The sequence below is a fragment of the Pantoea sp. ICBG 1758 genome (assembly GCF_002928325.1).
Classification (GTDB): Bacteria; Pseudomonadota; Gammaproteobacteria; order Enterobacterales; family Enterobacteriaceae; genus Pantoea; species Pantoea eucrina.
Genome location: NZ_POWL01000001.1, coordinates 839,615 through 863,907 on the forward strand (window position 1 = coordinate 839,615; position 24,293 = coordinate 863,907).

Sequence of the window (24,293 nt, forward strand, 5' to 3'; positions counted from 1 at the left end):
ATGCACATTAAAAAAGCCAATGATGCGGCGAATATTTATATTCATTATGAAAACCCAAATGAAGTTACACGTATCAATGACGATCTTTTTAAGATAAAGATGTGTTTGACTGGCCGCCGCTTATTGCGCGAAATAGAAAGCCATATGGCAGCCGGAAAAAATGTAAATATTAAAATGCGATTAGATTGTGGGAGTGTGACCGCCCCCCGTCTGACAGAATCTCAGATAACACGCTTTCGAGTTCCGTATTCTGAAGAGGATGAAACCCATCACAAGATCGCCTCCAAAGTTTCTAAAGTCAATCGTCAGGATGGGGCAAGCGAAGGCACGAGTGCCACGATCAGTTATAACCCGCGCGAATCGATCAGCATTGATTCGATAGGGCGACCTTATATTGGGGTCGATCGTAATGAAGGTTTCTTTACCCTGGCGCATGAACTCATTCATGCATTACATATGCTCAGAGGAAATGCTCGGGGTCAGGGAATGTCTGAAATCTATCTTCCGAACTCGAAACAATATGAAGAAGAAAATCGGGTCATCGGGATTAATGAATTTGCGGTGAGGGATATTACTGAAAACCGGATCCGTCAGGAATGGGGCGCACCGCTCCGCGCTCATTACTTTTTAACGCAACGTCCGATTTAAAGGAGGAAGTATGGCCGTCGACATGGTTGCTTATCACTTCAGGCATATCAACATTCTCGCTAAAGATATGTTTGAATATAATAAAATCGATAAAGCCATTGATAAAATCGCCAGCAAACCCCACGGCTTAAGCCTGTTAAAAGCCCTGAAGGCGGCAAATACACACGGACAAAAAGTTTCAATCATTTGCACGCAATTCAGTGAAACAAAAGTGAAAGCCGTTCTCACACCTAATCAGATTGAACGGTATCAATGGGCTAATGATCCCTTTGATAAAAGCCATCAGATGCTGGCTGAGCGTTTAGCGCGGCCAATTTATCCTGGCATCGCAGGGGAAGGCAGCAGCGCTTTTATTTTTCTCAATCCAAATCATACCGTGTCAATTAATGACCGTGGAAAAGCACTTCATTCAAATGACCCGAATATTATGTTTCTTTCGCTTGCGCATGAACTGATTCATGCATTAAGGATGATGCGAGGATTTTATAAAACACCGAGTGAAGAAGGAATTGAAAGTGTCATGGCAGCAAGAATAGGAGAAGAGTTCAGGGCCATTGGGATCGGAAAATATGCCGTAAACGATATTTCTGAGAATTCCATTCGTTATGAACATGGTATTCCTTTAAGACATTCAATAGATTTCGAAAACTAAACCTAAGTGAGGAATCAATGATAATAACAAAAAGTAATGTTGTGCAAGGTGTCATGATCCAACATCGTGATCAGCATGACTTCGCACAAGTTGAAAGTATGTTAGCCAAAATCGCGAGTAAAGGTGCAGGCCGAAGCCTTCTCGTGAACATTCAGAAGAGCCTGAGAAACGGTCGGACGATTACGATTAAAACCAATCGTCAGCAAAGTTTTTCTGCCTTTGCGATGCTGACAAAATACCAGAATATTAACCCGTTTAACCAAAACCGACTCTCTACGCAAAACCTTGTGAGAGCGTTTGGCCTGTCATCAATAAAGGGGGGAAGACCAACAGAAGGGACATCAGCAGTCGTTGAGATTGATCCGAATGCCTCACTCCAGCTCAACCGCTATGGGGTTCCGACGCAATACAAATACGGCACACAGAACACCTTCCTGAGTCTTGCCCACGAGATGATCCACGCGCTGAACATTCTTCAGGGTAAGCGACTCGGACAAGCCTTCGAGAATGTCCGGGATTCGGCCTCAAAGAAACTTGAAGAAGAGATGAGAACGGTGGGGCTGGGGAAATATGCAGGACGGATCCTTTCAGAAAACTCGATTCGCAAGGAACATAATATGCCCCTTCGCGCAGCCTATTTTATGCAGTAGAGATCGCTTTTAAGGAGAGAATATGAATCTTTATAAGTATAAAGTCAGTGATTTTTCAACTGGCATTCTGATTAACGCAGGAAATCAACACGATATTGAACGCGCAGAATCCGCGCTTGCTAAAATTTATATCGGTGATAATGGCCGTCATCTTCTCAGTGAGATAACGAACCTGACCGGAAGCGGCAAACGGATTTTACTGAAGGTCTCAAAAGAATTAGAAAATGGCGCTCACGCTGAATTCTCACCAGAAGAGATCCAGAAATATAAAATCGGAATTGATATTCCGATTGAAAAGTCACGGCAATATGCCGTTCTCCTTACTCACAAGTCTTTCTTTGGTTTTAAAGGGAAAGGAGCCAGTGCGCTCATTCACTGGAACCCTGAAAAGAGCCTCGGGGTTGATCAGAATGGCATTCCTTACCGTGATTATAATCCGAGTGAAGCGTTTGTGAGTCTGGCGCATGAACTCGTTCACTGCTATCGGATGCTAAAAGGGACATCTTCAGGCGGCTATGAACAAGATATGACAGACCCCTCGACCGGCGCAAGACGCGAGGAAGATCGGACCGTGGGCATCGGTAAAAATGCGAATAACCCACTTTCAGAAAACGGCATTCGTCGCGATCACGGAATGCCCATCCGTAAGCAATTTTTAGGCTATCGATAGGAGATAAATACCATGCCACAAACAGTTCAGATCAGCTCGTGCGTTGTTCCTTCATTCACTATTCTCTATAAAGATGAAGATGCTTATCTTCAGACAGAATCGGCGCTGGCCAAACTTCTCGCAAATGGTCGCGGAAATTATCTTTTACAACAGATTAACAACCTCACAACCAATGGTCGATCGTTGAAAATCGTCGCGGATAAAAACACCACCAACATCACAACTCCACGACTGACACGTTATCAGATGGCCAGGTTAAATATTAATCCTGACGATCAAAATTTGATGCGAACAGCCGCTCATGAACTCTGCAAAAAGCCAGGCCGTCATCTTAAAAATGAAGGGACGAGTGCGACGGTTTATTTCAATCCGATGAAATCCACGTTCGTTGATCATCGCGGAACCCCGAGACGCGAAAGTAATACGGATCATAATCAGTTCGATCTTGCGCATGAACTGATTCACGCTAAACGGATAATGAAAGGGAATTATCAGGGCGGAGATATGCGGAACTTTGACCCGGTGGATAAACCCCTTCAGGCGTTGGAGGAATACCGTGCAATTGGTGTCGGTCCCTATGGTGAACGTTTTATTACAGAAAACACCATTCGTCAGAGTTCGGGTTTAACGGCCCGTAAATATATCACAGTGATTGAAGAAGGAAGATAACCATGCCGATCAATAATATGGCATACAGCCGCGTCGTTCCTCAGTTCATTATCTGTTCTCATTCATCTCGCCATCATGAAGTGGCTGAATCTGCGCTTGAACGCATCAAATCCGGTCGAAACGGGGCCGCGCTGATTAATGCCGTCTGCCAGGTCATGACGAATGGGAAGAAAGTTTATATAGATTGTGATAATCACACCAATGGCACATTTGTTCATGGTCGGCTCACGGATGCCCAGATAGCGCGTTATGGCGTGAATCCCAGCGCAGCGGATCGACAACATGAACATTTCGCCCACCAGCTCAGCGTGCGTAAACCCGATAACACATATGGGGAAGGTGTCTCAGCCATGATCCGTTTCCATCCCGATGAGGCAGTCTGGACCGATGCGCTCGGCGTTGGCCATTCCGTTCTGGATCCGAGATTGTCTTTTCTCACCCTTGCGCATGAACTGGTTCATGCTTTCCATCTCTTAAACGGCACATCGCTTGCCTCTCAGCGCGACCATATCTGGATTGAAGGATCCGGTCAGCGTCAGGAGGAAGACAGGGCGACAGGTGTGGGTGATTTTTCGCGAACGAAACTGTCTGAAAATGGCGTTCGCGCGGATCATGGCATCCCTTTAAGAGCGAGTTATTTCCTCGCTGAACATCTGGCCCCGAACCACTAAGGACACAGAAGGTCATGGCATATGCACAAAGCGTTTTCAGTAACGTCGCGCCCCATGTTCGCATTCACTACAATCAACCCGCTGAACTGATTGCGATAGAAGGCGCGATTCAAAAACTTAAATCCCGTGAGAAGGGCGCGCAATTGCTTGACCTTCTGAACAGTGTCACCCGCGATCACAAGCGGGTTCACATCGCCATGTCAACGGATGGAGGAACAGATTTCTCAGCAGAACTCACGTCACAACAGGTCAAAAAATATAACATCAATCCTGATCCCACCTCGGATGAACATTTTGAATTTGTCCATAAAATAGCCAGTGTTCAGCCTAATGGTCAGAAGGGCGAAGGGGCGATGCCGGTGATTTCCTTTAATCCGAATAAGTCCATTTATATCGATAATGAGGGTTTCCCTTATTATGTGAATGATAAAACCCAGTCTTTTGTTTGTCTGGCGCATGAACTGATCCATGCGTTTCACACCCTCAACGGCACGTCTACGGCAACCGATCCTGATGATAATTTTCCGGGTTCGGGTCAGGAATTTGAGGAACATCGGGCGGTGGGGATGGGCATTCATGCGAATAATACGCTTTCAGAAAATGTGATCCGCCGTGAACATGGTTTGCCGTTACGTGCGCATTATTTTTTGAGGCCTCGCTGATTATGCCTTATTCCATTACTTCACCGAGCATGGCCGTCCCGGAAATTGATATTCACTGTAATCATTCGAGTGAATATGAAGAGGCCGATTCCGCATTGTATAAAATTAAAGCAGGGCGGAATGGAAATGCGATCCTGAATGGTATTCGACAAATCACCACGGGTGAGCGTCGTGTTCATATCATGGTTAATACGGATGGGATTTCTGAAGCCTCAGGAATGCTCACCTGGGAGCAAATCGCACGCCATAACGTCCCTGTAAATCCCACTGACCCACAGCACCTGAGCAAAGTGTTAGAGGTGGCTTCAAAAGGGGAATCGGTGATCCCCGTGATTTTTTTTAATCCGAATTATTCGGTCGATGTCGATTACAACGAGAAGTCATGGATAGTGGAAGACAAGGAGATGGCCTTTATCTCGCTTGCGCATGAACTCGTTCATGCTTACCACCTGCTAAACGGCTCGTCCCTTGCCGTGAACACCCCTCATTATCAGGATCCGTCTTTTACCCATCAGATGGAAGAAGAGCGCGCCTTAGGGATCAATGATTTTGAGGGCTACGGATTTTCAGAAAACGGCGTGAGAATCGATCATGCCTATCCCATAAGAACAAATTATTTCACAGAAAATTAACCTTAAGTAAGGAATCGCGATGCGTATATCTACACTGAGCACGACAGGTTTCGTCGAGTTGCCGCAAGATATGACCGCTCAGCAGCCCGCCAACGATCCGACTCGTCCTGGGATCAGCTTTTCAGACACCCGCCCTGATACCTCACAACGTCCGCCGCAGGTGGCCACCACACTCACCAATCCTCCGAAAGGCCTCAATGTTCTGCCGGATGACGGTTCCGATAAACCCATGTCATATGAAGATGTCGTGAATACGCTCGGGCGGAATGAGGGGTTAATCAAAAAGGCGATGGATAAGGACGATTTAAAAAAGCTCGCCGATGATCCCAAAACGCCACCCGATATGAAGAAGGCGCTCGACACGTTGCTTTCTGATCCTGATATGTTCAGCAAAATTGACCAGGCTACGCCGGGGAAAGTGGATGGCAAACTGGCGGCCAACGACATCGAGACCATTAAGAAAACACCCGAGTTCGAAGCCTATTCAGAACAGCAAGCGGAAACCTACACTCACGCCTATGTTCCGTCTGATGCGCCACCCGGAACCGGCGCGCAGGAAATGACAGGCAACGATGCCATGCGCGAGCTTTACCGCTATTCGCAGAGCCTGCCCAAAAGTCTCAGCCTTGAAACCATGAAGGCAATCGCCAACGGCTCGCAGCCGCTGGATAAATGTCCGCCGCAGGTACAGGCCGCCGCGAAATACATGGCCGATCATCCCAACGAGTGGGCGAAATATACCGGTATGACCGATCCTAAAGCGACGGAATCCCGCGAAGCGTTATGCGATCAGGCCTCTTATAACGTGAAGCTGACCGTTCAGGAAAGTGATGCACTGAACACGCTCAAGAACAATGAAGACGTCTTTTTCAAGAAAGGCGGTCTGACACCGAAGAAACTTCAGCACATTGCCGATGATGATAATCAGCCTCAGGATGTCAGGGATGCGGCGAAGCTGCTTCTTCAGCCGAACTCAATGCTGTTTTCTATGCTCGATAACGGCAAACACCATGCTGGCGGCGATTTCTTTAACAAGGCCAATGACAAGAACATTTCGAAAGGCGATCTCGATGCCTTTATTGCCCACGGCACAAATCAGATCGCCCCTGCGCCCAAACCTGCTGACATCGAGACCCCGGATGAAATGAAAGCCAGGCGCGAGATGTATGACGGCCAGAAGACCGAGCCGGATGAGAAAAAAGAGATGGGTGGCGGCTTCTTTAAGATGATCGACATCATCGGCTGGGTCGGAACCGGGTTGTCGCTGCTGATCCCCGGACTTGGTGAAGCGGCCTTAGGCGCAGGGGTAGGTCGCGCAGCGGTTCAGGCGGGCATTCAGGCCGGGGCGAAAGCCGCCGCTGAAGGGGGTGTGAAGGCGGGTCTGAGTGCAGCCAAAGAAGCCGGACTTGACGCCGGAAAAGCTGCCAGTGAATCCGCCGCGCAGGCGGGCGAAAAAGGCGTGGGTTATGCCGCCGGTCAGACCGCCGCGCGCGGTGGACGAGACGGGGCGCAAATTGGGGTTGAACACGCTTCCTCTTCCGGTAATAATTAACCGTCAGAAAAAACACTGGCAGATCGGCGCACATAACACAAAGGGGAACCGGCTGTTTCCCCTTTTTTAATTCAACCCCAGTTCAGTTCCTTGCGCAAATAGACCCGCAAACGAGACAGTCGCGATCTCACGGTTCCGATAGGTATTGCCAGCCTGTCCGCCAGTTCCTGATAACCCACATCGTTTTCCACCAGCACCTTCATTAACCGCTGATATTCAACCGACATCTCCTGATATTTTTCGACCGCTTTCTTCAGATGTTCATGGCCTTCATGAATGTAATCGGGTTCATCTTTGCGATTGGATTCCTGATCGAGGGCATTTTCATGCGTGGCCGTAATGGCGCGAAGATGGGAATCTTTATAATAGATTTTCACCAGGTTCATCGCGATCCCGAACACCCAGGATTCCGGTTTGGCCGTTCCTTTAAACCGGTGTTTATGCACCAGCACTTCAAGCCAAGTGGTCTGAACGAGATCGTCAACATCCGCGAAATTCGACACCCGTTTTCTGATGAAATTATGAAGACGCTTCTCGGTTTCAATCATCAGCGTTTCCCAGTCGATCACCTGAGTTTCATACAAGCTCGCATACATAGCAACCATAACGCCTCCACAGTCAATTACTGAGGTTTTATTTGCATGGGCTATGCCAGTTTTATTCCTTGCTTTAAAGCGTTGGTGTAATGACACAAGTCACTTTTATGACGAAGATTATTCTGCCAGTATTGGCAATCTCACACCTTTACACATGCCATTAATGGCACACCCGGTTTAAGGCAGAAATAAACACCTGGAACCAAAAAGGCGGTTTAGTCACTTACCTTCAAAGAGCGATCAGAAGGTCAACCGCATGAACATGAAAGTCCATCATCCGCGCATTCATCCGAACAAACTCGAAGAAACCGAAGCGTTACTGGAAACCCTCGACCCGAGTAAAAAACCGGAACCGGTCCAGAAACCTCAGCGCATCCATCGCGCCCAACTTCAAACCGAACAGGCTCAACACGCGGCGGAAGGGTCGCTTGCCCAGCAAATCGATCAGCACCGCGCGCGCCTCGAACGCCAGCAGCAAATCAACCGATCGAAGAAGGGCGACTTTTCGTTGCGCTTTACCCATATCGAACAACTTCATGCGTTGCTGGAAGGGGGAAGTGATGAGGAACAGGCAGAGCGGGAAGGGCGAATAAGGGCGATTCTTGAAAAGACGCCTGAAAGCGAACAGTTTGATGCGCTGCTTGAGGCCGTGGAAAACGATCCGGCGTCCGCTTATGCGACACTGAGTCTGATGGCCATGCGATTACAGGAAGGCCACCAGCCGCAACTGCTGGCAAAAATTCAGGCGATGCTCGATCGGCTCAGTGAAGAGCGCGGCGCGGAAGTGACGGCGGGTATGAATACCGCGCGTGCGTTCGCCACCCATTCTACTGACCGGACCCAGAAGCGCACCCTTCGCAAACTTTATTATGATGGCGTCGTGGGACAACAGTCATCTGATTCGGTCCTTGATCTGCTGCTGTCGAAGTTTGGCGTCGAAGGGTTTGTTCCGGCCTTGCGCACCCTTCAGCGCGCGTTGGCCGATGACATTGCCGCGCTGTCTCCGTCCATTCCGCCGATGGCGTTGCGCCTGTTGATGAGCGGGCTGAATGATACACAGATCCTGAGCACGACGATCATGGAAGTGACAGAGTTTCTGACGCGCATCGGGAAGAGTTTCAGCAAGGTGTCGATGTCGGTCGATACCATGACCCGAACGCTTCTCGGGATGTGCCGCAATGGGTTCTATTCGAATCAACTCATCCAGCTCGGGCTGGAAACCGTGGGGGAAGCGTCACAACATCAGCCGTTTTATTTTAACCATCTCCTTCGCCTCATCCAGCGCCTGCCGGAAAACGTCTGGGGCGATAACGGCAAACATCGCGACAGCGCGATCAAACTGGTGCGCACCCTGAACGGGGAACTCTCTCAGCTTGAGAAAAACCGGATGGGCCACGCGATATGAATCAACTGTTCAACCTGCTGAACAAAATTGCTTATCACGCAATGGAGCGATCGGAAATCGTCGGCGGCTTCATCGCGCTGGCGGTGGTGTTCATGCTGATCATTCCCTTGCCGCTACCGTTAATTGATGTGCTGATCGCCTGCAATATCAGCATGTCATGTTTGCTCATCATGAACGCGATGTTTCTGCCGAAGCCGCTCGCCTTTTCAACGTTTCCCTCCGTGCTGCTGCTGACCACGATGTTTCGGCTGGGGCTGTCGATTTCCACCACACGTCAGATCCTGCTTCAGCAGAATGCCGGACATATCGTTACCGCGTTCGGGAACTTTGTTGTCGGCGGGAACCTCGCTGTCGGGCTGGTGGTGTTCCTCATCCTGACGGTGGTGAATTTTCTGGTTATCACGAAAGGGTCTGAGCGCGTGGCGGAAGTTGCCGCGCGCTTCACCCTTGATGCGATGCCGGGTAAGCAGATGTCGATCGACTCGGACCTTCGCGCCGGTTTGATTACGGTTGCCCAGGCCAAACGCCGCCGTGAAGACCTGACCAAAGAGAGCCAGCTGTTCGGGGCGATGGATGGGGCGATGAAGTTCGTCAAAGGGGATTCAATGGCGGGCATCGTGATCCTGTCCATTAACCTCATTGGCGGTTTCTGCATCGGCGTGCTTCAGCTCGGGATGAGTGCCGGTGATGCGATGCATACCTTTTCGATTCTCACCATCGGTGACGGCCTGATTGACCAGATCCCTGCGCTGCTGATTTCTCTCACCTCAGGGATGATGATCACCCGCGTTTCCGCGAACGAAGAGGCCGTGAATCATAACATCGGCAAAGAGATCACCGAGCAGCTGACGCGCCAGCCGAAGGCGTGGATTATGGCCGGGGTCGGCATGTTCGCCTTCAGCCTCTTGCCGGGAATGCCCACAATCGTCTTCCTGACGCTCGGGACCGGTGCGATTGGGTCCGGGGTGTTTCAACTCTGGCGCGATAAGCGCGTTGCGGCCACCAGCCAGAATGAAAATCAGGTTATCCCCGAAGAGAATGGGGAAAATGACCTTCGTACCTTCAACCCCGCGCGGCTCTTTCTGCTGAGTTTCCCCGCCGGTCGCGAACGGGATCCGCACGTTATCCAGATCATCGAAGAAATCCGCCGTATGCGAAACCGTATCGTGAACCAGTTCGGCTTTACGCTGCCGGTGTTCAATATCCAGTTCACCACGCTTCAGAAAGACGATGAGTTTCGGTTTCTCGTGTATGAAATCCCGAAGGTGATCGCCACCATTACGCAGGATAAACGCGCCGTTCAGCGCCTGCCGTATATCGAACAGCAGAACAGCGGGAACACCCTTCCGGCTGAAACCGATCCGCCTGAGGAGGATTTTGTGTGGCTGGCAAAAGATGATCCCTATCTCACCAGCGGGGAAATCTCCTGGAGCGGAAACGATTTATTGCTGGCCAAAATGGAAGAAGCGCTGTTTCAGTCTGCACCGCGCTTTATCGGGATGCAGGAGACGCGCGCGATTGTCTCCTGGCTTCAGAGCGACCTGCCGGAGGTGGCGCAGGAATTCGAGCGCGTCTTTCCCGTGGCGCGCCTTTCAAGCGTCCTTCAGCGGCTGGTGGCGGAACGCATTTCCCTTCGTGCCATTCGAACCATCACGGAAAGCCTGTTAATGCATGGCTCGGAACGTGATACCGGGATGCTTATCGATCAGGTCCGCATCGATATTAAAGAGCACCTCTGTTATCAGCACAGCAAAGACGGTGAAGGAATGCTGGCGTGGTTGCTCACCCCCGAGACCGAAGAAATTCTTCGTGAGGCGTTGCGCCAGACCAACACCGATACCTTTTTCACCCTCGATCAGGAACGCATGAAGCTGTTCATGGACCAGATTCGCGGGGTCTTCCCGCCTTACCGCTCCATTTACCAGGGGGTGATGCTGGTGGCGCAGGATTTGCGCGCGCCGCTGCGCACCCTGATTCAGAACGAATTCAATCACGTCGCGGTTCTCTCCTTTGCTGAGCTGGAATTCAACATTCCGGTCAACGTGGAAGGGCGGATTGATATTAACGAAGACTTGCTGGAACAGGCGCAGGAAGACGATCTGATAAGTGAGGAAACCGATGTTTGAACTCAGGGTGTTAAACGGTCAGCATGAGGGGGCCGCGCTTCCGCTCAGTGGTGAACAGTGGGATCTGGGTAATCACGAAGAAAACGATCTCCAGCTGTGTGATGAGGCGATCGCCTCGCTTCACGCCAAACTCTCCCGCATCGAACAGGCCTGGCAGCTCACCCCGAGCGAAGGAGAGGTGTTTCTTGCACATGGCCAGCCTGTTACCGATACCCTCGCGCTCGATGTCGATCAGCCATTCATGCTCTCCGGTGTCTGGCTGGTGGTGAGTGACGCCAGCGCGCCGTGGCAGTCAGGCAGCGTGATCCCGGTAAACCCAGAGGGCAAACTTCTCAACCCCATCGCCGGTAAGTTGAAACTCAAACCCTCGCTTCCCGCCTGGTTTAAACCGGCCCTGATTATGCTCAGTATTCTCGGCGGGATTGTGCTCACGAGCTGGTTTTTCATGGCAACACCCACACAGACCGCGCCACGCAATCTGAAACCGATTCTGGCGGACGCGGACGCGGTGCGCGGCGTACTGGTGAGGAAGCTTGAAGACAGGGAATTAAACCACGCTGTGAGGATTGAAGGCGATAATCAGGGGCTGTCTTTGACCGGCCAAATCACGAAAACGCAGTCGGCCATTCTGAATCGGTTGATGGTTTCGCTTTCTAACGATTATGAAATTCATGTTCCGCTCAGAAACGCCACCACTCTCAAAATCCTCGCGTTACCTTTTCGAATCGTCCAGATCACCGCAGGCAAACACGCCAACATCGTGACCGAAAGCGGTCGCCGAATGTTTATCGGTGATGTGGAAGACGGCTTTACCTTATCGACAATCACAAAAAACAGCGTCCAGTTTACCGGGCCTGAAAACATTTCGGTGAAATGGTAATGAACGGATTATTGAAATGGTTTGCACACGTTGAACTTCGTCTTGTCACGATGGAGCCGGTTCAGGTACATGGCCGGATCACAGGTATCTCGGGGATTTTGCTTGAAGCGAGTCTTGCGGGGGCACGTATTGGCGATCTCTGTCGCATTACCGGCAAAGATAATATCGAAGTGATGGCGGAAGTGGTGGGGTTCAACCCTGAAAACACGTTGCTTTCCGCGCTCGGACAGCTCAACGGCATCGCTCAGGGTGCGCGGGTCACGCCGCTTTATCAGCCGCATAAAATCGCCGTGAGCGACAGGCTGTTAGGGTCTGTTCTCGACGGCTTCGGCTGGGCAATGGATGAAGATTCCCTGTCGGCGTTCGCGCTCGAAAGCGAAAACCCTGATGCATCAGGTGTGCTGCGTAATGCCCCGCCTGCGACCGACAGACCGCGCATCAATGAACCCTTGTCGACCGGCGTGAGAGCCATCGACGGGATGATAACCCTCGGTGTCGGTCAGCGCATGGGCTTGTTTGCCGGGGCGGGGTGTGGAAAAACCACGCTTCTCGCTGAAATCGCCCGTAATACTCCGTGCGATGTGATCGTGTTTGGGCTGATTGGTGAGCGCGGTCGCGAGTTGGGTGAGTTTCTTCAGCACGAGCTGGATGAAGAGCTTCGCGCGCGAACGGTGATGGTCTGCGCCACCAGCGATCGTTCCAGCATGGAACGCGCTCGCGCGGCCTTTACGGCCACCGCCATCGCAGAGGCGTTTCGCGATAAAGGGAAAAGCGTGCTTCTTATCATCGATTCCCTGACACGCTTTGCGCGCGCCCAGCGTGAAATCGGTCTGGCGCTCGGTGAACCACCTGGTCGCGGCGGTTTACCGCCGTCAGTCTATACGCTGCTTCCTGGCCTGCTTGAACGCGCTGGGAAAACCAGCGCGGGCGCAATCACGGCGCTCTATTCGGTTCTGATGGAAGCGGATTCAACGAACGATCCGGTCGCCGATGAGGTCCGGTCGCTGATCGACGGCCACATTGTCCTGAACAGAAAGCTCGCAGAGAAGGGCCATTTTCCGGCGATTGATGTGCTTCAGAGCCTGTCGCGCACCATGCCGAACGTGGTTGAACCGGAACAGATGATGATGGCGCGCCGGTTCCGTCAGCTGATGGCGGCTTATAACCAGGTGGAAATGCTGATCCGTCTCGGCGAATACCAGCCAGGAAACGACCCGATCACCGATACCGCTGTTCAGTCTCAGTCCGCAATTAACGCTTTTCTTCAGCAGGAAAACCACCATCCCGAACCCTTTATTCACACCCTGAACAAGCTTGAGGATGCCCTTCATGATGCAGCCGTTTGAAGATGAGATCCCAACTGAAAATGAACTGAAGAAGATACTCGACACGCTTCTTCCGCTGCGCGAACGCAAGCTGAGACGGTTGAAACGGGAACTGTGTGAACATGAATCCTTACTGAGGTCTCTTCAGATCGACCTCAAAAAAGGCGAAAAGCGGCTGGTTCTCTTTCGTGAACAGTATCAGACCGCCATTAATGAATTTGCTAACCATCATACCGGCGTCGTTCTGCTTCATGAAAAACTCCATCGCACGCTTGAGAAAGAGAAAGTTGTTCGCAACCGTCTTCTGAAGCAGGAAAGCGATAATCATGACCTCATTACCCTCATTGCGGACCAGATCATTCTGGTGGATAACGCGCGCGAAAGCGTGACGGCCTGCCAGCGGGAGATCGAGAAGCTGGAAATCATCATTGAAGAGGCCCAGTCGTCGTGAAACCTGTAAAACACCCTCAGACCCCACCCAAACCCAAAATCTCCCCACAGCCGATGCGCACCAGCCGATCGACATCCCGCGCGCCCACCTCACAAAAAAAAGCCACACCGACGAAAGCCGATGAACAGGACTTTAAGCGCTGGTTGATGGGGGAAACCGATCCGCACGCCGACCCCGTTTCTGATGCTCAGTTTCCGTTTCTGCAAGTGAGTGAAGACACAGAACCTGAGCCTGAATCCGCACCCGTCAATGCGCTTATCCCCGACCTCACAGAAGGCATCGAAGAGAATGAGCAACTTCCGGCTGAATTCTCGATGGTCCTGCCTGAAACCGGCGAGGTGCGCGCACAACTCACCAGCCTCCCAAATGGGGGAACGAATGTCGCGCTGGGCTTCCATCCTGAAGTGCTGATGAAAATGATCGGCTTCGAAAAAGAGGGCGAACGCTTGTTATCGCGTCGGCTGGGAAAACCAGTCCGTCTTCATTTCAAACGCATTGAGGTAGTATGAATTTTCCATTTATCACTGTGAGACAAGCCACCTTTCGACGCTGGATAGGAGCAGGGCGATCATTAACGTTCAGTAAAGAAATGGAGTATGGGTTATTTCAGATAAAGCTTATCGAGGACCATTCAGGGGCATCGTTCTTGCCGCTCATGAGTGCCAATGGGGCGATCGGTCTCGCTGACCCGGCGAAATTCCTGAAAATTGTCTCAAACCTTCCGCCCTTTGAGGCGCTAACGAAGCCTGAGCCGTGGTTTTATGAGCTGGTGAACGCGCGAATGAGGCCTGAGTTTAAGACACTCTTTCGGTTTTTCACCGAATCAGACGAGGTGGAAGCGGAATCATTGACAGTAGAGATCTCGATTCAACTCAATGACATCACAACCACCTTTCTTGCGCGCGTTTCTTTTGAACTTCTGGATGTCTGGATGTCTGAAAGGATTCTTGATCCGATGACCCGGACATTTCCCACTGAGCTGAACATCACCTTTCCCCTGATAGCGGGTCGCGTGCCGATGACGAAGTTGCGCTTTCAGTTTCTGAAAGAAGGGGATGTGTTAATACCGCCCGATCCCTTGATCTCGATCAATGGAGAAGGGGTTTTTCTCATCGGAAAGACCGAATTTTATTTTGAGCTGGAACCAGATGCCAATAATTCTCACCAATATGCATTAACGATTGTCGAAAAACGAGGTCAGCCCGTGATGAATCCAGAAGATACCGAACACCCTGAAATCGACACCACACTACCTGAAGCCGAAGGCGAACTGATCCACACATCAGACGCGAACGGGTACAGTGATTTACAGCTTGAGCTGTCTGTTCGTTGCGGGAATGTCTCGATGACCCTCGGGGAACTCGAAACCCTCGATGCCGGTTCCACGGTCATCGTGAAAAACACCCTGCCGGGATCGGCGCTCTTGTGCCACGGGAATCAGATACTTGCAAAAGGGGAGCTGGTGAACGTGAACGGCACGCTCGGTTTTCAGATAGGGTCAATCTTCTCGCAGAACCGTGCGAACCATGCCTGAGAATATCAGCTCTTTTAATCCCCTCGCGCTTGCCATCTTGCTCGGCGCGATTTCCCTCATCCCGTTACTGTTGATGATCACCACCTGCTTTCTGAAAATCTCGATGGTGATGATGCTTACCCGAAACGCCATCGGCGTTCAGCAGGTTCCGCCCAATATGGCGCTCTATGGTATCGCGCTCGCCGCCACCTTGTTCGTCATGGCCCCGGTTCTGGATGGAATGCAGACGCGTTTTAAAGAGAAGCCGCTTGATACCACCAGCACGCAAAAGCTCGAAGACTCTCTGAATTATGGCATCGAACCCTTAACCGCTTTCATGAACCGGAACACCGACCCGGATGTGATGACCCACCTCATCGACAACGCTCAGAAGATGTGGCCGAAAGATCTGGCGGGCAATATTGCGACGAATCATCAGAACCTGTTATTGCTGATCCCCGCGTTTGTCCTCTCCGAACTGCAAAGCGGATTTAAAATCGCCTTCCTGATTTTCATTCCGTTCCTGGTGGTGGATCTGGTGGTGTCAAACGTGCTGCTGGCGCTCGGAATGCAGATGGTTTCACCCATGACGATTTCACTTCCCCTGAAAATCCTGTTGTTCGTGATGGTGTCGGGTTGGTCACGCCTGCTGGACGGTCTCTTTTACAGCTATGTGTGAGGCATCATGGATGTCATGTATCTCTTTAAGCAGTCGATGATCCTGGTGGTGATGTTGTCAGCACCCGCGCTGATTGTGGCCGTGGTGGTCGGCATGATCGTTTCCTTGCTTCAGTCGGTGATGCAGCTTCAGGACCAGACTTTGCCCTTCGCGATTAAACTGATTGCCGTGGGCGGCACGCTGGCCTTATCGGGGCGCTGGGTGGGGCTGGAATTGTTTGAGCTGACGGAAACCGCCTTTCGGATGATGGCGACCGCCGGGAAGGTGTGATGTTTGAGAGCCTGCTGACCTTCCTGTTTCAGGGCATGATTGCAACCGCGCTCGGCATGGCACGCATTCTTCCCTGTCTTCTCATCTGTCCAATCTTTTCCTTTTCCTCCCTGAGAGGCATGATCCGCAATGGTATCGCGGTTTCCCTATCAATCTTCGTTGCCCCGGTCATTCAGCCTGAAATCGCCCACATTTTACTTTCGCCCTGGTCGATTGTCGGTCTCGGCTTAAAAGAAGTGGTGTTAGGCTTGCTGCTGGGTTATCTGATGGCGCTGCCGTTCTGGCTGTTTGAATCGGTCGGCGCGCTGTTCGACTCGCAGCGCGGCGCATTGAATGCCGGTCAGCTGAACCCGGCACTGGGACCGGACGCCACGCCGCTCGGGGATATTCTCCTTCGCTGGTCGATGGTCTTTCTGGTGATGAGCTTCGGTTTGTCGCTGGTGACGCAGGTGATCTGGGATTCTTATCGGGTATGGCCGGTAAACCATCTTTTACCCGGACTCACGGAAGGCGGATTTAAGCAGCTGCTGATTCAGGTTTCGGACTTCTTCCGGGATATGGTGTTGTTTGCCGGTCCGCTGGTCTTGCTTCTCCTGTTGATTGAATTTGGCGTGGGGATTATCAGTGTTTATTCGCCGCAGATTCAGGCGAACGTGCTGGCCATACCGCTGAAATGTCTGGTGGGTGTGGGGTTCTTTGTGATCTATCTGCCCGTTCTGGAACATCTGGCGGGTGTGAAGTTTTCAGGCCTTCACGATTTAATTGCGAATCTGAATGATGTGCTGACGGTTATCAGGAAATCATGAAAAAGCCGGAGAGTTCCGGCTTTAGGTGAGGATGATCAGCGTTCAGTGGGGTGTCGTTCGGTGTAGATCAATCCACCCAGAATCATCAGTGACAGGATTAAACTGAAAAAATCCATGTATTTCTGAAGAAGATAGGTCACTGACGCACCGATGAAGTAATGAAACAGAACAAGGAAATAATGTTTTGCCTGCTGGGATTTCATGACAAAGTTGCGCTTATCGTGTTCTTCAAACGCATTAGTGAAGGCGGTAGCCATCATAATATACGTGCTTGTCACTGCTGCTGTATTGGTTGGATATTTCGACCGACCGGTTTTGATGACGAAGTTATGAATAAACATAATCAGAAGGCCCAGTGACACCAACGGTAAAATCGCGGGTGTGGGTTTGTCACCAAAGATATGATTAACCCATTCGCAGTGACCATAAAACATGAAGATCATCAACAAGGCAAAATTCAGAATATAGAAAATAGATTTTTCTTCCTGAAGTCGCGTTAAAGCCGTTTTATATTTAATCGCTATAAACTGATAAATCGTGGCAATCACTACCCATATCAGAATAATCAAGGCATGATATATCGATGGGAAATCATACTTTCCATCATATAAAAAGGCGACACTGAAAAGCATATTTGAGGTCATGAAACCAATTAGCGCCTTATAAAAATAGGCAAAGCTGATTATTTCCATTGAACCGCCAATGAAACTCAATAAATAATGTGTTCGGAAACCCGAATCACGATAAATTCTCATTTTTTAGACTCACTCTTTCACATAACAGAATCATTTTATCACCTCCCTCATTTCATCGATTTTCAATTCATGCCCTTGATAGGGAAGTGATTTTCTATTGTTAGCAGGAGTCCTTATGAGCGGTGAAAAGACAGAGCAGGCAACAGACCACAAACTTCAGGAGAACCGAAAAAAGGGGCAGGTGAGCCAAAGCCAGGACGTCCCGAAACTGCTGGTGATGCTGGCGGTGATGGAAGTGATTTTTGCCATGCTCGATGAGAGCATTCAGAAGCTTCAGGCGCTGATGCTCTTGCCGTTGCAACAGATGAACGTGGCCTTCGCGCAGGCGATTAACGATGTCGCCGGTGAGGCGGTGTTGATTGGGTTTGTGCTCATGCTTCTGACGGTCGGAACCGTTATCGTCGTGCGGCCCATTGCGACCTGGATTCAGATTGGCTTGCTGTTTGCGCCCGCTGCTGCTGCACCGAAATTTGATGCGCTTAATCCACTTCCCAAAATTAAACAGATGTTCGGGGTGAAGCAATTCGTTCAGATAGGCGTGAGTCTGCTGAAGGCGATTGCGCTCATTGGTTTTTTCTCGCTGCTGCTGCGCGCGCATCTTCAGGATCTGGCCGGTCTAGCCGGTGGCGATCTGGAAGGGTTCATGAAGGCAGGCGTCTCGCTGTTGAAGATACTCACCCACACGGCGATCGGTGTGCTGCTGGTGTTCAGTGTCACGGACTTTGCGATCCAGAAATATTTCTATCTCAAACAGAACCGCATGAGTCACGAGGACATCAAGAACGAATATAAGCAGCTCGAAGGCGACCCGCACGCGAAAAGCCATCGTAAGCACGTTGCCCATGAAATCCTGAACGGACCGGTTAAACGTATCTCACAGAAGCGGGTGGATGATGCCGATGTGCTGATGGTCAATCCGACGCATTTCGCCGTGGGTCTCTATTACAACCCGGATGAAACCGCGCTTCCCAAAGTGCTGTTTAAGGCAAAGGATGAGGAAGCACAGGAGGTGATCGCGATGGCGCACGCGGCGAAGAAACCTGTGGTGCGTTACATCTGGCTGACGCGCAACCTTTACCGGACCACGGATGAAGGCGACTTTATCCCGCGTGAAACCATTAAATCAGTTGCGGCGATTTATCGACTTATCAGGTCGATCGAAGCGCTTCAGCCAGGCATGGCCATCGAGTTTCAGGAAGATTAAGCGTTAAGTAAAACATCCTTCCAGTCAGGACTTCAATTGTACTCGTACCATGTACGAGGCACAACTTCATTTCTTCCCTCCTTTAAGTAATTTCAATTTTGGCTTTTTTGGTTTCTTTGGAGGTTTAGGATCTTCAAATATTATTTCTTGATAATCACCGAAAACTTTATCAGTATTTTTATCAATAAAATTGACACATCTTCTTGTCGGCTTGTGATAAAAGTTAAAATAAATCGTAGCTTGTCTAATTCTAAATTCTTCTACATGGTCTTTATAATATGGCATTTCTTCCAATACAGTTTTAAATGCTTTAGCTATACGCTCAGGTGTAATAGTTCCTTTAATTTTTAACTTCATTTTAAATCCTGCATATGTTTTGCGATAGTTAATAACTTACTTGAATTAAGTGTTGGTTGTGCTACTATAGTGCTACATCGCTACAAAGGAGATCAGAGGATGCAAACAGTAAAACTCAGGCAGCAAGGCGGGGCAATTATCTTCACGATTCCAAGCCATACCGCTCGACGTTATGGTTTGATGGTTGGCGATACCATCGCCCTTGAAGAACATGATTTAAGTTTTGAGGTTCGTTCTGTTAAAGCCAGGCGCAAGCCTCGCGGCGCTTTCACCGTCGCCGAACTTCTTACCCAAATCGATCCTCAAGAGATTGACGAGTTGAATGAATCGGTTCGTGGATTTGCAGAAGATAAGGTTGGTCACGAGGCATGGTAAAAAGACCTTTTCCCCATCGTGGTCAAATCTGGCACATGGATCCGAATCCTGTTTTCGGCCATGAATTGAAAGACCCGCACTATTTTATTGTGATCACGGATGGCGATTTGAACCGCGCGCTAAAGGTCGCGATGTGTTGTCCCATTTCGACCGGCGCTGAAGCGGCGCGTTCTCAGGGCGTGACCGTTAATGTCTTGCCACACGATACCCATAACGGAAACTTGCGGGGTGTCGTCCTTTGCCACCAGCTGAAGGCCGTGGATTTAATCGCGCGCAGTGCAACCTATTACACGGACGCCGATGAAGCGTTGGTTGATGAAGTCGTTTCAAAACTGATTAATATCATCGATCCACAGATTTAAGAGGATATATGGACGATACAGAATATCTGATGAAAAGTCCTGTCACGCATGAACGTTTAATGAAAGCTATTGAAGAAGTAAAGGGTGGAGTTTTACGGAAACGCCCCGTGGGCTTGCTGGCTGGCCAGGCGACGCTTCCTGAAGATTTCGACACTATGTGTCAGGAAGAGATTGAAGCAATGTTTTATGGACGCGATGAAATCTAAAAAGAAAGAAGGGGAAACCCTTCTTTTTTTTGTTATATCAGTTTCACCTTGCTAATCACAAACAGACGAAGCGAGTGAACATCCCGAATTTTTCCCCAACAAAACTCACTCCAGACTTCATAAAAATCATGATCGGTGTTGACTTCAGTCAGCGGAATGATTCCATCACGATCGCCCTGAGTGCCATCAGACACATACACATGGCGATCTTCAGACAGTAAAGATTCAATGATTCGGTATTCCCAGAAGCGCCGACCGGCTTCGGTCTGTTGCGAATCCGAAACGACGATATTGTAATTTTCAACAAGGTATGAAAAGAACGTGCCGGGGAGTCTGCCTATCGCATCCTGAAGATCAGGACGGGTCGAGCGCCAGATCATAACCTGTGTACAGGTTCGGTAATCCGTGACGATATGATCAGAGAATACAAGTTTAACAGCGTAAGCGGTCATCGGCTTAGCGCTAGTTGTGATCAATCGATACTGATTTTCAGTTTTCGATTTAACAAATCGATAACCCGAAGCAACAGTGAAATTCTGAAGTTTGAAATCGACCACGCCTTTTTCTAAGAACGCGGCTGTGTGAATCACGTTCCTTTCGATTTCATTCAGTTTGAAATTAAAATCGGCATCGTCTATTAATTCTGGCATGATGTTTTCCCCTTTCTGCGTATATACATTCTATATCCCGCTGAGGTGACAGGCAAGGCCAGTTATCGCATAGTTCAGGAATCCTTTTTCCTTGTCGATCGTTAACTTACAGTGGCGTTGAGCAATGTCACTAATAACGATAAGGGTTCCCATTTTGAACGAAAAATGTTCTGAGGACTTAAAGAAAGAAAGGGACGAAAAGAAGCCTGATCATCTTAATCCCGAGCTGTTAAGAGAACTTCAGCTAAGGCTGAACAAACCAAAACGAAAGGTCAAACGCAAATAAAAAAGGGAAGGCGAAAGCCTTCCCTTGTTCGTTAAAGCCGCGCTTAAACGGTCATCAGTTGCTGGCGTTGCTGCTGAGCAATCTGGCAATTCGTATTCCCAGCATCAGCATTAAGCAGGGCGTGAGAAGTATCAACTCCCCGATGATTGTCCCCAACATTTCCCCCTTCAAGATGGGTAATCAGATCCTGTCGTGCAATGTTGACCAGCGCCAGCGAATTCGGCGACAGCTGATCCTGTTTTGACAGGGCATCTTTCCAGCTGGTGTCGAGCGGTTTGCCGTCCTTGCCTTCCGGCTTGCTGTAAAGGTCGGTGTGCTGATCCATATACTGACCAATCATTTCGCGGGTTTCTTTATCGCCGCTCACGGTCTGGTCGGGGGTTTCGGTGCGGCAGTTGTTGATCGCCCCGCTGGCCAGACGGCAATTCAGGTTCTGGCCGATGGCATTGCCCACCTGATTCATGCTTTGCGGATCGTCGTTAACAGGCGGTGTCGGCTGCTGCACCACCGCGCGATTCTGAAGGCCGCTTGTCAGGCCATCAGTCATCGCGCCGGTAATGGCGGGGTTCGCGTTCGGGTTAAAAATGGACCCATGCATATTGATCCCCATCTTGCGAAGCACTTCTTCCAGGATGGAATAAAGATGAGATTCAGGAACCACTGCGCCCATGCTCGCGCCGCCTGGCTGCTGGCCCTGAAAGACCGGGTTCGAACTGGAGTTGTTCCACATTGAAAGACCGAGGTTCGCGGTATCCTGACCCATGCCGAAGCTGTCAGAGTTCGCGCCGTCGAACAGGTTATTGCGCATATTGCCGCTGAACATATGACCGACCATTTCACCCGGATCGGTCAAGGGGCCGCTTCCGCCAATCCCGGCTTCACGCATCTGATTACGCATGAAGAACCGATCCTGAGCAGTGGCGGCATAAGGGGAAGATTCGGACATGTCCCGGCTTCGCGTATGAAGATGACCTAAATTAAATCGCATGATGATTCCTCTGGTGTTTGAATATAACGAGTAATGCCATAAATTAAGTAAAATATTCGCTGATTCAGTTCCCGTTTTTATTACCTGACCGGCATAGTCGAATAATTCTGATCGCCTTCCCGCATCGAGGAGGGCCACCAGATCACAAGGTGATGATTATCAGACTGAGGGCGACAGGACATATCCTCGCAGTTGTCTTTATGGCTGGCGCAGGCTGACAACAGCGCCGCGAATAAACAGAGTGTGATCATCCTGGTCATTACGGCTCCTGATAACGGATAAGAGACGGAGAAGAGAGAAGGGATTCACGCGACCGGCGCGATTCACCTCGCGATCGGAAGGCAACATAGATTTCGGCTTTCTGTCCAGGTGCAAGGGTAGAACCCGGCCATGCCGCCACCGCCAGCACGTCATCATCTGAACAACTCGCCTCATCAAAGCGAATCGGTCGCGAGGTCATGTTCTTAATCAGCCCCACGCTGAGCTGAACGGTCCGGTTATTAAACCACTCGGTTCGGGTATTATCGAACATGAGGCCGGGTGGCAGGGTGCAAAGCTGATTGATGTTCACCCCTTCACCGCCAGAATCAAACCCGTCAGGCACTTTGTTTTCTGCCAGATCCCGAAATGCATTCTCGATGACACCGCGCTGGGCCGAATACTGCTGGCGGTTCTCAATCCCTTTTAGGTTGTCGGCCAGCAGTTGGCGATCCTGTGAAGAGATATAGCGCGTCGGGTCCACCTGATCGCCGATGAGATGCGGGGTGATGATAAAGAGACGCTCGCGCTGATTGGTTTCGTGACGGGTGTAGGAGAACAGATGGCCGATATACGGAATATCACCCAGCAAGGGGATTCGATGGCTCATGTCCCCGGTTTCCCGCGAGTGGATGCCGCCCATCACGAGCGAACCATTTTCCTGAACAAGCGCCTGCGTTGAAATCGTGACTTTCTGATCGCCGGTCGCTACCTGATCATCATCGCGGTCAACCTTGCCGTCTTCGATGTCCACCATCAGCTGAACCGTCTGATGTTCACCCCGGCCAATCGCGCGCGGCACAACCTGCAAGCTCGTTCCCGCCGTGACAGGCTGGATGTTCACCACCCGTTCGCCGGTCGCGGTAATAAAGGCGGTATCACTCAGGTCGATAACGGCGGGCTGATTCTCAAGCGTGAGGATAGAGGGATTCGCTACGACAGAGGCATTCCCGGACCCTTCCAGCGCCTGAATCTGGCTAAAGAAGCGATTATAATCGGTGACGAATAACGAACTCGCTCCCCGGAACAGGGTAGAACCGGCGCTGATGTTCCCGAACGTTCCCCTGAGGTTCGCGCCCAGCTCGTTCAGCGATTTCCGATCGACATCCACAATCATCGCATCGATTTCCACCAGCTTTTGGGGAATGTCGATCTGAGAAATCAGCGACTGATAATCCTCACGCTTGCTCGGGTTGTCGCGGATCAACAGGGCGTTATTTCGCACATCGGCAGAAACAAAGGGATGAAGATCATCGTCATCCTCGCTGTCATCTTTTGGCCCGGACGTTTGTGCGTTCACCAGGCTGTTCAGGATCGAATCCGACTGGTCGCGAATGGTTTGTTCCATCCGGCCCTTAAGCCCTGAATCGTCTCCGCCTGCGGTTTGCTGAATCCCCGAGGCGGAACGACCGCTTTTCTGACCCAGCAGTTCAGCGAGGATGGTGGCGACACCCGGAACAAGAATCGTTTTATCACGGTACTGAATATTTCGGTCCGCGACAGAGGCATATTTCAGCGGAAACACCATCATTTCCTTGTTCTCTTTCTTGTCCTTATCCTTTGCGCTGAAGTCCTGCACCAGCGAAACATATTCAGGCGGGCCGGTCACAATCACCACGCCGTCATCAGGCAATTCCCCGAACCCAAACTTCGGTTCGAGTAATCCAACATCGGTTAACGCCTGCTTTAAATCGGGGGCGGCATCGGCGGAGACTTTTATTCGCCGCGAGACCTGATCCGATTGCGGGGAAATATAAAGCGTGTCGTTATACACAAACCACTGGAAACGATACTGAAGACCGAGCCTGTTCAGAAAGTCGGTTGGGGAATCGGCGCGCAGCCGTCCCTGAACGTTTTCGGTGAAGCTCTCAGGCATGTTCAGGTTAACGCTATGGCTTGCGGCAAAATCCTGAAGAACTGTCCGAAGCGGGGTGTTCTCAGCCGCGTAGGCATAAGCCCCTTCGTCCCAGCTCTTCGGCGTCTGAGCCATCACGC

30 protein-coding genes are annotated in these 24,293 nt (G+C 50.6%); 23 read left to right on the forward strand and 7 right to left on the reverse strand.

Features of this window, described 5'->3' with window-relative positions; all coding sequences use genetic code 11:
- Genes C1Y41_RS04105 through C1Y41_RS04145 form a run of 9 tightly spaced genes read left to right on the forward strand, consistent with a single transcriptional unit; the run spans position 1 to position 6,806 of the window.
- Positions 1 to 648 carry a M91 family zinc metallopeptidase gene (locus C1Y41_RS04105; RefSeq protein WP_104084829.1) on the forward strand — a complete coding sequence of 216 codons (648 nt, stop codon included), beginning with the start codon at positions 1 to 3 and terminating at the stop codon, positions 646 to 648.
- Positions 649 to 658: 10 nt separating this feature from the next.
- The gene (locus C1Y41_RS04110) at positions 659 to 1,300 is read left to right on the forward strand and encodes a M91 family zinc metallopeptidase (RefSeq protein WP_104084830.1); all 642 of its coding nucleotides are present in this window, start codon (positions 659 to 661) and stop codon (positions 1,298 to 1,300) included.
- Positions 1,301 to 1,353: 53 nt separating this feature from the next.
- Positions 1,354 to 1,950, forward strand: a complete 597-nt coding sequence (locus tag C1Y41_RS04115; RefSeq protein ID WP_158249857.1) for a M91 family zinc metallopeptidase — start codon at positions 1,354 to 1,356, stop codon at positions 1,948 to 1,950.
- Positions 1,951 to 1,972: 22 nt separating this feature from the next.
- A complete protein-coding gene (xopG, locus tag C1Y41_RS04120; protein WP_104084832.1) occupies positions 1,973 to 2,620 on the forward strand; it encodes a XopG/HopH/AvrPtoH family type III secretion system effector in 648 nt (215 codons plus the stop codon).
- 12 nt (positions 2,621 to 2,632) lie between these two features.
- Positions 2,633 to 3,289, forward strand: coding sequence for a M91 family zinc metallopeptidase (locus C1Y41_RS04125; protein ID WP_104084833.1), 657 nt, complete (start codon positions 2,633 to 2,635; stop codon positions 3,287 to 3,289).
- 2 nt (positions 3,290 to 3,291) lie between these two features.
- Positions 3,292 to 3,960: a M91 family zinc metallopeptidase gene (locus tag C1Y41_RS04130; protein WP_104084834.1), complete on the forward strand. Its 669-nt coding sequence runs from the start codon at positions 3,292 to 3,294 to the stop codon at positions 3,958 to 3,960.
- Between the two features lie 14 nt (positions 3,961 to 3,974).
- Positions 3,975 to 4,622, forward strand: coding sequence for a M91 family zinc metallopeptidase (locus tag C1Y41_RS04135; RefSeq protein WP_104084835.1), 648 nt, complete (start codon positions 3,975 to 3,977; stop codon positions 4,620 to 4,622).
- A 2-nt stretch (positions 4,623 to 4,624) separates the two neighbouring features.
- Positions 4,625 to 5,254, forward strand: a complete 630-nt coding sequence (locus C1Y41_RS04140) for a M91 family zinc metallopeptidase (RefSeq protein WP_104084836.1) — start codon at positions 4,625 to 4,627, stop codon at positions 5,252 to 5,254.
- 19 nt (positions 5,255 to 5,273) lie between these two features.
- Positions 5,274 to 6,806 (forward strand): HrpF/NolX family T3SS translocon protein, encoded by a 1,533-nt coding sequence (locus C1Y41_RS04145; RefSeq protein ID WP_104084837.1) that lies wholly within the window; start codon positions 5,274 to 5,276, stop codon positions 6,804 to 6,806.
- Positions 6,807 to 6,877: 71 nt separating this feature from the next.
- Here C1Y41_RS04145 and C1Y41_RS04150 read toward each other — a convergent pair whose 3' ends face one another.
- Positions 6,878 to 7,411 carry an RNA polymerase sigma factor gene (locus tag C1Y41_RS04150; protein WP_104084838.1) on the reverse strand — a complete coding sequence of 178 codons (534 nt, stop codon included), beginning with the start codon at positions 7,409 to 7,411 and terminating at the stop codon, positions 6,878 to 6,880.
- 247 nt (positions 7,412 to 7,658) lie between these two features.
- Between C1Y41_RS04150 and sctW the strand changes: the two genes are divergently transcribed.
- The 10 genes from sctW to sctT are packed head-to-tail and all read left to right on the forward strand — an operon-like array spanning position 7,659 to position 16,857.
- Positions 7,659 to 8,807 carry a type III secretion system gatekeeper subunit SctW gene (gene sctW / locus C1Y41_RS04155; RefSeq protein WP_104084839.1) on the forward strand — a complete coding sequence of 383 codons (1,149 nt, stop codon included), beginning with the start codon at positions 7,659 to 7,661 and terminating at the stop codon, positions 8,805 to 8,807.
- A complete protein-coding gene (gene sctV / locus C1Y41_RS04160; RefSeq protein ID WP_104084840.1) occupies positions 8,804 to 10,933 on the forward strand; it encodes a type III secretion system export apparatus subunit SctV in 2,130 nt (709 codons plus the stop codon). Before sctW ends, sctV begins: the two co-directional genes overlap by 4 nt.
- Positions 10,926 to 11,813 (forward strand): FHA domain-containing protein, encoded by an 888-nt coding sequence (locus tag C1Y41_RS04165; RefSeq protein WP_104084841.1) that lies wholly within the window; start codon positions 10,926 to 10,928, stop codon positions 11,811 to 11,813. Before sctV ends, C1Y41_RS04165 begins: the two co-directional genes overlap by 8 nt.
- A complete protein-coding gene (locus C1Y41_RS04170) occupies positions 11,807 to 13,159 on the forward strand; it encodes a FliI/YscN family ATPase (protein ID WP_104084842.1) in 1,353 nt (450 codons plus the stop codon). The genes C1Y41_RS04165 and C1Y41_RS04170 overlap by 7 nt, the downstream gene beginning before the upstream one ends.
- Positions 13,143 to 13,589, forward strand: a complete 447-nt coding sequence (locus C1Y41_RS04175) for a hypothetical protein (protein ID WP_104084843.1) — start codon at positions 13,143 to 13,145, stop codon at positions 13,587 to 13,589. The genes C1Y41_RS04170 and C1Y41_RS04175 overlap by 17 nt, the downstream gene beginning before the upstream one ends.
- Positions 13,586 to 14,098, forward strand: coding sequence for a type III secretion system HrpP C-terminal domain-containing protein (locus tag C1Y41_RS04180; protein ID WP_146065219.1), 513 nt, complete (start codon positions 13,586 to 13,588; stop codon positions 14,096 to 14,098). The genes C1Y41_RS04175 and C1Y41_RS04180 overlap by 4 nt, the downstream gene beginning before the upstream one ends.
- Positions 14,095 to 15,123: a FliM/FliN family flagellar motor switch protein gene (locus C1Y41_RS04185; protein ID WP_104084845.1), complete on the forward strand. Its 1,029-nt coding sequence runs from the start codon at positions 14,095 to 14,097 to the stop codon at positions 15,121 to 15,123. The genes C1Y41_RS04180 and C1Y41_RS04185 overlap by 4 nt, the downstream gene beginning before the upstream one ends.
- Positions 15,116 to 15,781 carry a type III secretion system export apparatus subunit SctR gene (gene sctR / locus C1Y41_RS04190; RefSeq protein ID WP_104084846.1) on the forward strand — a complete coding sequence of 222 codons (666 nt, stop codon included), beginning with the start codon at positions 15,116 to 15,118 and terminating at the stop codon, positions 15,779 to 15,781. The genes C1Y41_RS04185 and sctR overlap by 8 nt, the downstream gene beginning before the upstream one ends.
- Before the next feature lie 6 nt (positions 15,782 to 15,787).
- Entirely contained in the window at positions 15,788 to 16,051 is a 264-nt protein-coding gene (sctS, locus tag C1Y41_RS04195) for a type III secretion system export apparatus subunit SctS (protein WP_104084847.1), read from the forward strand.
- Positions 16,051 to 16,857 (forward strand): type III secretion system export apparatus subunit SctT, encoded by an 807-nt coding sequence (gene sctT / locus C1Y41_RS04200; RefSeq protein ID WP_104084848.1) that lies wholly within the window; start codon positions 16,051 to 16,053, stop codon positions 16,855 to 16,857. Before sctS ends, sctT begins: the two co-directional genes overlap by 1 nt.
- A gap of 35 nt (positions 16,858 to 16,892) precedes the next feature.
- Here the strand turns inward: sctT and C1Y41_RS04205 are convergent, their stop codons facing one another.
- A complete protein-coding gene (locus tag C1Y41_RS04205) occupies positions 16,893 to 17,612 on the reverse strand; it encodes a DUF1275 family protein (protein ID WP_104084849.1) in 720 nt (239 codons plus the stop codon).
- Between the two features lie 115 nt (positions 17,613 to 17,727).
- Here C1Y41_RS04205 and sctU point away from each other — a divergent pair, with 115 nt between their 5' ends.
- Complete coding sequence (gene sctU, locus C1Y41_RS04210) at positions 17,728 to 18,816, forward strand: type III secretion system export apparatus subunit SctU (protein ID WP_104084850.1); 1,089 nt, start codon at positions 17,728 to 17,730, stop codon at positions 18,814 to 18,816.
- A 66-nt stretch (positions 18,817 to 18,882) separates the two neighbouring features.
- Here sctU and C1Y41_RS04215 read toward each other — a convergent pair whose 3' ends face one another.
- Positions 18,883 to 19,173 (reverse strand): hypothetical protein, encoded by a 291-nt coding sequence (locus C1Y41_RS04215; protein ID WP_104084851.1) that lies wholly within the window; start codon positions 19,171 to 19,173, stop codon positions 18,883 to 18,885.
- A 99-nt stretch (positions 19,174 to 19,272) separates the two neighbouring features.
- Between C1Y41_RS04215 and C1Y41_RS04220 the strand changes: the two genes are divergently transcribed.
- From C1Y41_RS04220 to C1Y41_RS04230, 3 genes are read left to right on the forward strand one after another with little or no spacing between them, the layout of a single operon-like run.
- Positions 19,273 to 19,548 carry a hypothetical protein gene (locus C1Y41_RS04220; protein WP_104084852.1) on the forward strand — a complete coding sequence of 92 codons (276 nt, stop codon included), beginning with the start codon at positions 19,273 to 19,275 and terminating at the stop codon, positions 19,546 to 19,548.
- Positions 19,542 to 19,910 carry a type II toxin-antitoxin system PemK/MazF family toxin gene (locus tag C1Y41_RS04225; protein ID WP_104084853.1) on the forward strand — a complete coding sequence of 123 codons (369 nt, stop codon included), beginning with the start codon at positions 19,542 to 19,544 and terminating at the stop codon, positions 19,908 to 19,910. Before C1Y41_RS04220 ends, C1Y41_RS04225 begins: the two co-directional genes overlap by 7 nt.
- An 8-nt stretch (positions 19,911 to 19,918) precedes the next feature.
- On the forward strand, positions 19,919 to 20,116 hold the full coding sequence (locus C1Y41_RS04230) for a hypothetical protein (RefSeq protein ID WP_104084854.1): 198 nt from the start codon (positions 19,919 to 19,921) through the stop codon (positions 20,114 to 20,116).
- A 32-nt stretch (positions 20,117 to 20,148) separates the two neighbouring features.
- Here C1Y41_RS04230 and C1Y41_RS04235 read toward each other — a convergent pair whose 3' ends face one another.
- The 4 genes from C1Y41_RS04235 to sctC all read right to left on the reverse strand — a co-directional run bounded on the left by C1Y41_RS04235 (position 20,149) and on the right by sctC (position 24,288).
- Complete coding sequence (locus C1Y41_RS04235) at positions 20,149 to 20,766, reverse strand: hypothetical protein (protein WP_104084855.1); 618 nt, start codon at positions 20,764 to 20,766, stop codon at positions 20,149 to 20,151.
- Between the two features lie 329 nt (positions 20,767 to 21,095).
- Entirely contained in the window at positions 21,096 to 21,998 is a 903-nt protein-coding gene (locus C1Y41_RS04240) for a hypothetical protein (RefSeq protein ID WP_146065220.1), read from the reverse strand.
- A 122-nt stretch (positions 21,999 to 22,120) separates the two neighbouring features.
- The gene (gene hrpT, locus C1Y41_RS20400) at positions 22,121 to 22,300 is read right to left on the reverse strand and encodes an HrpT family type III secretion system protein (RefSeq protein ID WP_104084857.1); all 180 of its coding nucleotides are present in this window, start codon (positions 22,298 to 22,300) and stop codon (positions 22,121 to 22,123) included.
- Positions 22,300 to 24,288 (reverse strand): type III secretion system outer membrane ring subunit SctC, encoded by a 1,989-nt coding sequence (gene sctC / locus C1Y41_RS04250; RefSeq protein WP_104084858.1) that lies wholly within the window; start codon positions 24,286 to 24,288, stop codon positions 22,300 to 22,302. Before sctC ends, hrpT begins: the two co-directional genes overlap by 1 nt.
- Between the last annotated feature and the right edge of the window lie 5 nt (positions 24,289 to 24,293).